Raw genomic sequence first — 9,395 nt, 5'->3', positions numbered from 1 at the left:
TTTCTTGAAGCAGGAGATGTATTAGATGAGAGCTGTTATGAGGTCGAAGGACTCCATAATGCCAACCATGATCTTGGGAAATTGTATTTGGCATTAAAATTTTTAAAAGAAATTTAAGATAAACAAATATAGAGGTTAGTATTGAAATAAATGGTTTTTAGGATTTAAAAGAAATCTTAAAAGCCGTTTTTTATTTAAAAAAAAGTAATATGAAATTTGTTGTGGAAGTCGTAATCTATCGTCTACACCAGTTTGTTTTGCATAAAATCTTAAATCAAAAGGAGAAAACGTGGTATAATATAGGTGAGAACAGATATCAATAGGAGGGAGAAATGTTTAAGCGCTTTTTTGAAAATTTTAGAAAACCGAAAGACAATTTTGGCGGCAGATTTATGTTAAAAAGTATGAATAAAGGACATGAAAAATTGGCAAGTTGGGGAAGGTCTTACATAAATATTGAAAACGATTATATTGTTCTAGATTTGGGCTGTGGTGGGGGTCGTAACATAGAATATTTTTTAACTAAAGCAAAAAAAGTTTACGGAATTGACCACTCAGAAACAAGTGTAAAGATGGCTAGTGAGATAAATAAAGAAGCGATTGAGTCTGGAAGATGCGAGATTTCATTGGGAGACGTAAGAAGCCTTCCTTTTGAAGATGAATCCATAGATATCGTCACAGCGTTTGAAACTATCTATTTTTGGAATGACATAGAAGAATGTTTTAAAGAAATTTATCGTGTGCTTAAAAAAGGCGGACAATTTTTAATATGCAATGAAGTATCATCTATGAAAAGAAGAGATGTAAAAAAATTAGCACATATGATAGAAATGGAAGTATACACACCCGACGACTTAACAAGAATGCTTGGGAAATTGGGATTTAATTTTGAATATCATTTAGATAGAAAACAACAAGTCGTATTTATCGCAAGAAAATAGGAAAGACAAAGAAAGGCAAGGATAAAAATGAAATATCACAGTTTTTATTTCTATCAGTTTCAACATCCTATGAAAAAAGTTTTGGTGGAAAAATATGGAAGAAAGTATGCAAGGGATATCCTCAAAAAAAGCAAAAAAATTTATCGAAAACTAGTAGAAGAAGCAGATGATATCGGAGATGATAATCCCATGGCATACAATGAGATGTTCGCTCTTGTATTTGTTGCGCCATATTTAGCAAGCGAAAAAGAAATTCCTCCAGAGACCATCCAGGAAATGATGCGTCGATCTCTGTATTTTGTCAAATGGTTTTTTTCATTAACTAATCTAAATACTAAGAGAGGAAAAGAAGCCAATAAGAAAAATATAGTTAAGTATTATAAATGGTATACAGAAGAAAAAGAAAAACTCTATCCCACATCATTTAAGGTCGATTTTGTGGGAGAACCATATGAGGGCGCTTGTTATTACAGAATTACTCGTTGTCCTATTTGTACATACACTAAAAAGCTTGGGGTACATGAATTAATGCCGCTATTCTGTGAATTGGATGAGGTTATGATAAGTCTTCAACATGGAGTTTTACATAGAAAAGGCACGATAGCAAATGGAGCAGATTGTTGTGATTATTTTATCACAGGTGATAGAGAATGAATCAATGTTATATGAATAAGAAATTGGTAAAGTTTGTGATTAATTTATTATTATTGGAGTAGAATAAAATGAGCTTAACTTATAAAATTGCATCGACAATTGTAAGACTTATCGGAGTCAAAAAAATGTTTTTAAAGAACAAAGAAGAGATGCTTGAGTATGCAAAAGGTGAAAATGCAAAAGTAGTATTTGATTTAGAAAAGGCAAAGGCAAGGGCTACGAGAAAGAATTATTATCTTTTTGATAGGGATGTTATGGGATACAGACTGATTTCATATCAAAAAAATCAAACGCCAGCCGACGGTGCAGTTCTTTATCTATTTGGCGGAGGAATGATTACACAACCGAATAAACTGGATTTTAAATTATCGGAAAGAATAATGGAACAAACCGGAAAAGATGTTTGGTTTTTATTTTATCCTCTTTGTTCAGAAAATGTAAAGATAGATAAGACATATGAAGTATCATTTGAAGCCTATAGACTGATGGCCGAAAGTTACAAGGCAGAAAATATCAGCGTCCTTGGATTTTCATCAGGAGCTTGTCTATCACTAGGGATTTTTTTGCATAACAACGCCATAGGAAGACCACTTCCAATGCCAGGCAAGATTATTTCAGTTTCTCCAGGAGGAATTCCGGATGTAACTGTCGATGAAAACAAAGAAATTTGGGAAAGAGTAAATGCACTTAACTACAAGGATGTAATGATTGAACCGACGTATATCAAAACTGCAAGAGAAATCGCAAAAGGCGATGAAGACATACCTGAATATATGTTAGATGGAACTGTAGGAGATTTTACAGACTTTCCGAAAACATATTTTTATTACGGCGAAAATGAATGCCTCTACGCCTTTGCGCAAACCTTTAAAAAAGCAATGGAAAAATACCACGTACCATACGAAATTATTGTCGGAAAAGGAATGTGCCACTGTTATCCATTGGCGAGATTTTTTAAAGAAGGAAGAGAAGCACAAGATGAAATTATTGAATTGTTAGGACAATAATTTAGGACAGACAATGAAATCACAAGAATTTAAAATGCCCGCATTCGGTGTCGGGCCAATATATGTAATAACATGTCTAATACTTACAATCGCTGGGATATGGCTTCATCTCAATGGATACATTTATCAAGGGAAAATGATTAAAGGCAAAATATTTTTTATCATAGCCGGAATATTCATGATCCTTTTAGGAATATATTTATGGATCCAAGCAGTAATATTTCAGAAAATAAATAAAAAAGTTACAGAAAAAAAGTTGATAACAACAGGAGTATATAGCATAGTAAGAAATCCTGTTTATTCAGCATTTACAATTATATTCACAGGTATATTTTTATTTACAGCAAACTATATTTTGTTAATACTTCCATTTGTATTTTGGGCTTTTTTAACAATACTAATGAAAAACACAGAAGAAAAATGGTTAAAAAATGAATTTGTAGAAGAATATGAAATATATTTAAAACAAGTAAATCGAGTAATACCACGGATCAGAAGAAAATAAGATTAATTCTATGCAAGCATCTACAGTTGTAGGTGCTTTTTTATGGATAATTATAGGAAGAGGTAGTAAATACAGAAAAATATAAATCTAGACCGTCAAATACTTGAATGAAAACACGCCAAATACTTGAATGAAAATTGGACAAATACTTGAATGAAAACTGAACAAATACTTGAACGAAAACTTGCCAAATACTTGAATGAAAAATGGACAAATACTTGAATAACTGATAAAATCTACTTAAGTAATAAGTATGGGAGGAAATTATGAAGGAGTATTTACCGAGAATTTCAGACAAATTGTTAGAAGAACGATTAGATGCAAAAGGAGCAGTTTTAATTGAAGGACCTAAATGGTGCGGAAAGACAACAACAGCGAAACAACAGGCTAAAAGTTTTATATCTATGGATCGTCCCGACATGACGAGACAATATCAACAAATGGCAGAGATTTCTCCTAATACTTTGCTTGAAGGAGAAACTCCAAGACTGATTGATGAGTGGCAAATAGCCCCTAATTTATGGAATACTGTGCGTTATGAAGTTGATAATAGAGATGAATTCGGTCAATTTATATTGACGGGTTCAGCAGTACCACATGAATTTGATGATTCTATGCACACAGGTACAGGAAGAATTTCTAGACTTTTGATGAGACCTATGAGTTTATTTGAGTCAAGGGATTCTAGCGGTGAAGTGTCTCTTAAAAATTTATTTGAAGATGAAAACATCACAGCAGTTGATGGAACGAGTCTTGAAAAAATTGCTTTTCTAATTTGTAGAGGCGGATGGCCAAGAGCAATTGGATTAGATGAAAAACCAGCTCTATTCCAAGCTATAGATTATTTTGATGCCGTTGTGTCTACTGATATTAGTAGAGTTGATTCAGTAAAGAGAGACAAAGAAAAAGCTAAAAGATTACTCAAATCCTACGCAAGACATGTAGGTACGCAAAGTTCTCTAGAAACGATTAGGCAAGATATGCTAGCAAATCAATCAGATACATTTGATCAGCAAACACTTTATTCTTACCTGGATGCTTTAAGAAAAATATTTGTCATAGAAGATTCTCCGGCGTGGAATCCGAATTTAAGATCAAAAACAGCCATACGAACAACAGATACCCGATACTTTACGGATCCATCTATTGCGACGGCATCATTAGGTATGGGTCCTAATGATTTACTAATTGATTTAAACACCATGGGTTTTTTATTTGAAAACTTATGCGTTCGTGACTTAAGAATTTATACAGATTATTTAGACGGAACAGTTTATCATTATAGAGATAGGTACGGATTAGAATGTGATGCAGTGATTCATCTCAGAAACGGCGCTTATGGGCTTGTTGAAATTAAACTCGGTGGCGATAAATCAATTGAAGAAGGCGTTGAGACTTTAAAAGATTTAGCATCCAAAATAGATACAAAAAACATGTCCAAACCATCATTTATGATGGTGCTATGTGCCAAATCACCTTTTGCATATAAAAGAAATGATGGTGTTTACGTAGTACCTATTACTGCATTAAGACCTTAATAGTTTTGGGATTTATATAAAGATTGCGCATACGAGAATTTTGAGAAAAATATTGCAATATCACAGAATCTATTTTTAAAGGAGAACACAATGAGAATACATTATTTTCAAAGATATCATCAAAAAGAGAATGTAGCTACTGCTAATACAATGTTATTAATTTCAAGACTATATTCTTATTCACCTAATAAATTTTTTAGGTTTTTAAAAAGTGAATTTTTTATGGATTCCTTTGAGCCAGAGATAGTTTTTAATTTACAAGAGAAAAGTGAAGATAGTATACCAGATGCGACTATTAATCAAGAAGGGTTTAAGATCGTTGTGGAGACAAAGATGACAGATTGGTTTTATGATAGCCAATTATTTAATCATTTGAAATCCTTTGGAGATGTGAAAAAGAAATTATTAATAACACTTTCTTCTGAGCCGATGGAAAAAATAAAGTTAAAGAAATTTAATATCGAACTAGAAAAGTATAACAAAACTCAAAAATATCCTGTTATGCACATAAACACAACTTTCGAGCTATTGGCAAATGCAATTGAAGAGGTCATTGATGATCGTGATTATGAAATCAAAGATATATTGGATGATTATAGAGATTACTGTTATACAGATGGTCTTATTCCTACATCAGATTCTTGGAAATATTTAAGAATGCAACTTGCTAGTAAAACATTTGATTTCAACAAGGATAACAATGTGTATTACCAAGGGGCAGAAAGAGGATTTAGACCTTATGATTATTTAGGATTATACACACAAAAGAGCATAAGATTAATAGGTAAAGTGTGTGCGATAATTGCTGCTGTAGAAAAAGATGGAGAAATTGAATATGAAGCTGAATTAGGAGAAGCAACACAGGAACGTAAAGGCACTATTGTAAAAGCAATGGAAGATGCTCTTAGCTATGGTTATGATTTGAAAAATTATAAGCATAAATATTTTTTTGTTGACAAATTTTATGAAACAGATTTTAAAAAAGTGTCCACAGGAGGATCAATGGGTGCGAGAATATTTGATTTAACTGGAATATTAAATACTGATAAAATACCAGAAGTTGAACAAATTGCAGAAATTTTAAAAGAAAAGACAAGGGAATAATTAATAGAGATATTGAAATTTAGAAAAATTAAATATATTTTTTCTAAACAAAATCCACAAGACGATATAAATATCGTCTTTTTTTATTCTAGTTTCCATTAAATGACTTGTCCACAATAATTATTTGATATAATGAAAAAAGAGAAAAAGCCAATTCACAAGTTTGTGATTATCATATAGTAAAAATCAAAATCACTAATTACTATGCGTTAATTATACAAGGAGGTAGCATGAAAGGTTCAGAATGTAGATTAATAGAGTATATGGAAGGTTCCAAAAAACGTTTCATAATTCCGATTTACCAGCGTAACTATGACTGGAAGATAGAGAACTGCAAACAGCTTTTTGACGACCTTGTTAAAGTGATAAAAAACAAAAGAAAAAGTCATTTCTTTGGGAGTTTGGTTTCTGTTTATGAACCATCTGGAAGAAATACGGAGTTTCTTGTAATCGATGGCCAGCAAAGGCTAACAACGGTGTCATTATTGCTCTTAGCTATGTATAATCTTATTAAGTCTGGGATAGTAATTCCGAGAGACGGTTTCTTAGACAAGCAGATTTATGAGGATTTTTTGGTTGATAAATATCAGCCAGAGGAAACTCGTATTAAGCTAAAACCTGTAAAAAACGATCAAAAGGCTTTTGGTAAGCTGTTTTATGAGGTTAATGAATACATTATGGAGTCAAATCTTACCACTAACTACAATTATTTCTATGAAAGAATCCAAAAGCAGGAAATAACGATTGATGAATTGTTTGATGCAATATGCAGATTGGAGATTATTAACATAACGTTGAACAATGAGGATAACCCTCAGTTAATATTTGAAAGCTTGAACTCAACTGGTCTTGACTTGAGCGAGGGTGATAAAATCAGGAACTTTATATTGATGGGCCTACCTTCAAAAGAACAAGATGAGTACTATGATAAATATTGGAACAGAATTGAAGAATGTACTAAATATGATGTTAGCTCCTTTGTAAGGGATTATTTGAGCATCAAGCAGCTGGCAATACCATCACAGAGAAAGATTTATATCAGCTTTAAAGAGTACGTTGAGCAAAAATCGATCGAAACAGAAGAGCTTTTGAAAGATTTACTGGCATATGCTAAACGATATGAAATTTTGCTATGTGGTAGCACAAAGAATAAGGCTTTAGATGCATGTATATACAGGCTAAACAGATTGGAGACAACAGTTACAAGACCATTCTTCCTTGAAGTATTAAGGCTTTATGATGAAAATAAACTGGATATGTCAGAGCTTTCCGAAACATTTTTGATTACAGAAAATTATGTATTCAGAAGAACAATATGTGATCTACCGGCAAATGCATTGAGTAAAATATTTTATACGCTTCATAGAGAAATCACGAGATATGAAGGTAATGATCAGGAATATGTTGAGAAATTTAAGTATGCACTTTTATCAAAGAAGGAAAGAGCGCGCTTTCCTAACGACGATGAATTTTCTGAAAAATTTACAGAGAGACCTGTTTACCAAATGAATAGCAAGAATAAGGTTTATATTATGGAACGTCTGGAAAATTATTCTACTGCAGAAGATAAAGATGTATATGGCCATTGTGATGATGGGACTTATTCCATCGAGCATATTATGCCGCAACATCTGACTCCAGCGTAGGTAAGGGCGCTTGGTGATGACTATGAAGAAATTCATGAGACATGGATTCATCGAATTGCAAATCTGACTTTGACTGCTTATAACTCAAAATATAGTAACAGTACATTTGAAGAGAAGAAATCAATGAAGAATGGATTTGAAGACAGTGGCATTCGAATGAACACTTATATTGCCAAGAAAGATAAATGGACTTTGACTGAACTCGAAGAACGTAGCAAATATTTGATGGGAAGGGCTCTCGAAATTTGGGCCGCGCCGACAAGCAAATTTAAGCCGGCAAAAAAACAGATGGATTCATTTACTTTGGACGACGATGCTTCATTAAGCGGAAGATTAATTACAAGCTTCAGTTATAAAAATACAGAACAACCAGTTTCAAGTTGGGTAGAAATGTTCCAGAAAGTATTGCAAATTCTATATGCAGAAGACAGGAGTATAATCATAAAACTTGCCGTTTCTACAGAGGATAATGTTGCAAGACATTTTACAACGAATGAATCAGATTTCAAAAAGAGCGTTGAAATAGGAGATGGCATTTTCGTATGGACTAATTCAAGTACACAAAGCAAAATTTCCGTATTGAATAGAGTGTTTGAATTATATGATGCCGATCCAAGTGATTTGGTTTTTTACTTACGTGATGAAAATGAAAGTGTAGATAAAGAAACAGGAACGCGATATTAATTACGAAGAAAGTACTGGGCATATGCATTAGAAAAAATAAAAGAAGCTCATGAAGAGGGCAACTCTTTTGCTAACGTAAATCCATCAAAATCAAACTGGATTAGCGGTTTTTTTGGAATTAGCGGTTTTAAAATTAACTGCGTGGCTAACTTTGATTTCGCAATGGTTGAATTGTACTTAGGAAAAGTTAAGAAAGAAGAGAATAAAAAAGCTTTTGATATGCTTATAAGATATAAAGATGATATTGAAAAAGCACTTGGAGTATCCCTCGTTTGGAGTCGCGAAGATGATATGAAGACATCAAAAATTTCATATAAACTAAATAATGTAAGTATAAAAAACGAAACTGATTGGTTGCAGATGGCAAAGTTTCATGCAGAGTGGAGCAAAAAATTCTATGATGTTATAGTGCCATATCTGAGAAATTTTTAGGTAGATATAGTAATTGAGCGGATATTCTCTTTGGAGAAAATTCCATCCGAGATTTCTATGTTTACTTAATAAATAGCAAATAAGATTTTTTGAATTTTATAAAATAATAATCCACAGGACGATAGAAATATCGTCTTTTTTATTTTGGTTTTCTGTAAAATGACTTATTAACAACAATTATTGGGTATAAATATATGAGGAGGAATTTATGGATATTTTTTTAGTGGCATTTAAGTTGATTTTAGCTGCTGTACTAGGCGCTATTATTGGTGTAGAAAGAGAAATCAAGAACAGAGCTGCGGGTTTTAGAACTCACATTATTGTTAGTGTTGGGGCGTGTTTGATTATGCTCATAGGTATAGATGCGATAGGTGATATTTCTAAGGACCAAGCAAGAGATACTGCAAGACTTGCAGGTCAAGTTGTGAGTGGAATTGGGTTTTTGGGAGCAGGTACCATTCTTCAAAAAAAGAACGGTGTTTCAGGTCTTACTACGGCTGCGACTTTGTGGCTTTCAGGAGCGATTGGACTTGCTGTAGGAATTGGATATTATGAAGGGGCAATTATTGCAACTGTTATTTGTCTGATAACTTTGGTTTCACTTAAAGGAATCAGTGATTTAATCAACAAGAAAACTACAAAATCCTACTCAATGATATTTAATAATAACAATTTTGATCAAAATAGCTTTTATGATTTTACTTCAGAACAAGGGGTAGAGGTGAGAAAACTCGACATAATTGATGAGGATATGGATGATAAATCTATGATTGAGACAACTTTATCTTTTCATAAAAACTATGATACTGGTATATTTTTCAAGAAATTGAAATCAGATTATAATTTGCAATCGTTCAAATCAATTGACGAAAATGATTAGATAT

Annotated in this window: 7 protein-coding genes and 2 pseudogenes; all 9 read left to right on the top strand. The window is 32.6% G+C overall.

Annotated features, from left to right (window positions below; all coding sequences use genetic code 11):
- The first annotated feature begins 332 nt into the window (after positions 1-332).
- The 9 genes and pseudogenes from GKG01_RS07970 (at position 333) to GKG01_RS07930 (ending at position 9,391) form a co-directional block, all read left to right on the top strand.
- Positions 333-941: a class I SAM-dependent methyltransferase gene (locus GKG01_RS07970; RefSeq protein ID WP_154272011.1), complete on the top strand. Its 609-nt coding sequence runs from the start codon at positions 333-335 to the stop codon at positions 939-941.
- Between the two features lie 27 nt (positions 942-968).
- Complete coding sequence (locus tag GKG01_RS07965) at positions 969-1,595, top strand: L-2-amino-thiazoline-4-carboxylic acid hydrolase (RefSeq protein ID WP_154272009.1); 627 nt, start codon at positions 969-971, stop codon at positions 1,593-1,595.
- A gap of 68 nt (positions 1,596-1,663) precedes the next feature.
- A complete protein-coding gene (locus tag GKG01_RS07960; protein WP_154272008.1) occupies positions 1,664-2,602 on the top strand; it encodes an alpha/beta hydrolase in 939 nt (312 codons plus the stop codon).
- Positions 2,603-2,615: 13 nt separating this feature from the next.
- Positions 2,616-3,107 (top strand): isoprenylcysteine carboxylmethyltransferase family protein, encoded by a 492-nt coding sequence (locus GKG01_RS07955; RefSeq protein ID WP_154272007.1) that lies wholly within the window; start codon positions 2,616-2,618, stop codon positions 3,105-3,107.
- Between the two features lie 266 nt (positions 3,108-3,373).
- Complete coding sequence (locus GKG01_RS07950) at positions 3,374-4,645, top strand: DUF4143 domain-containing protein (RefSeq protein ID WP_154272006.1); 1,272 nt, start codon at positions 3,374-3,376, stop codon at positions 4,643-4,645.
- A 90-nt stretch (positions 4,646-4,735) separates the two neighbouring features.
- Positions 4,736-5,749, top strand: coding sequence for a hypothetical protein (locus GKG01_RS07945; RefSeq protein ID WP_154272005.1), 1,014 nt, complete (start codon positions 4,736-4,738; stop codon positions 5,747-5,749).
- Positions 5,750-5,979: 230 nt separating this feature from the next.
- Positions 5,980-8,079, top strand: a pseudogene (locus GKG01_RS07940) (DUF262 domain-containing protein).
- Between the two features lie 12 nt (positions 8,080-8,091).
- Positions 8,092-8,511: pseudogene (locus GKG01_RS09220) on the top strand (DUF4268 domain-containing protein); the annotation flags it as partial.
- A gap of 208 nt (positions 8,512-8,719) precedes the next feature.
- Complete coding sequence (locus GKG01_RS07930; protein ID WP_154272003.1) at positions 8,720-9,391, top strand: MgtC/SapB family protein; 672 nt, start codon at positions 8,720-8,722, stop codon at positions 9,389-9,391.
- The last annotated feature ends 4 nt before the right edge of the window (positions 9,392-9,395 follow it).

It is taken from the genome of Finegoldia sp. BIOML-A4, from assembly GCF_009679635.1.
Classification (GTDB): Bacteria; Bacillota; Clostridia; order Tissierellales; family Peptoniphilaceae; genus Finegoldia; species Finegoldia magna.
The sequence above is the reverse complement of the archived record's forward strand: the minus strand, read 5'-3'. Positions and strand labels throughout refer to the sequence as shown.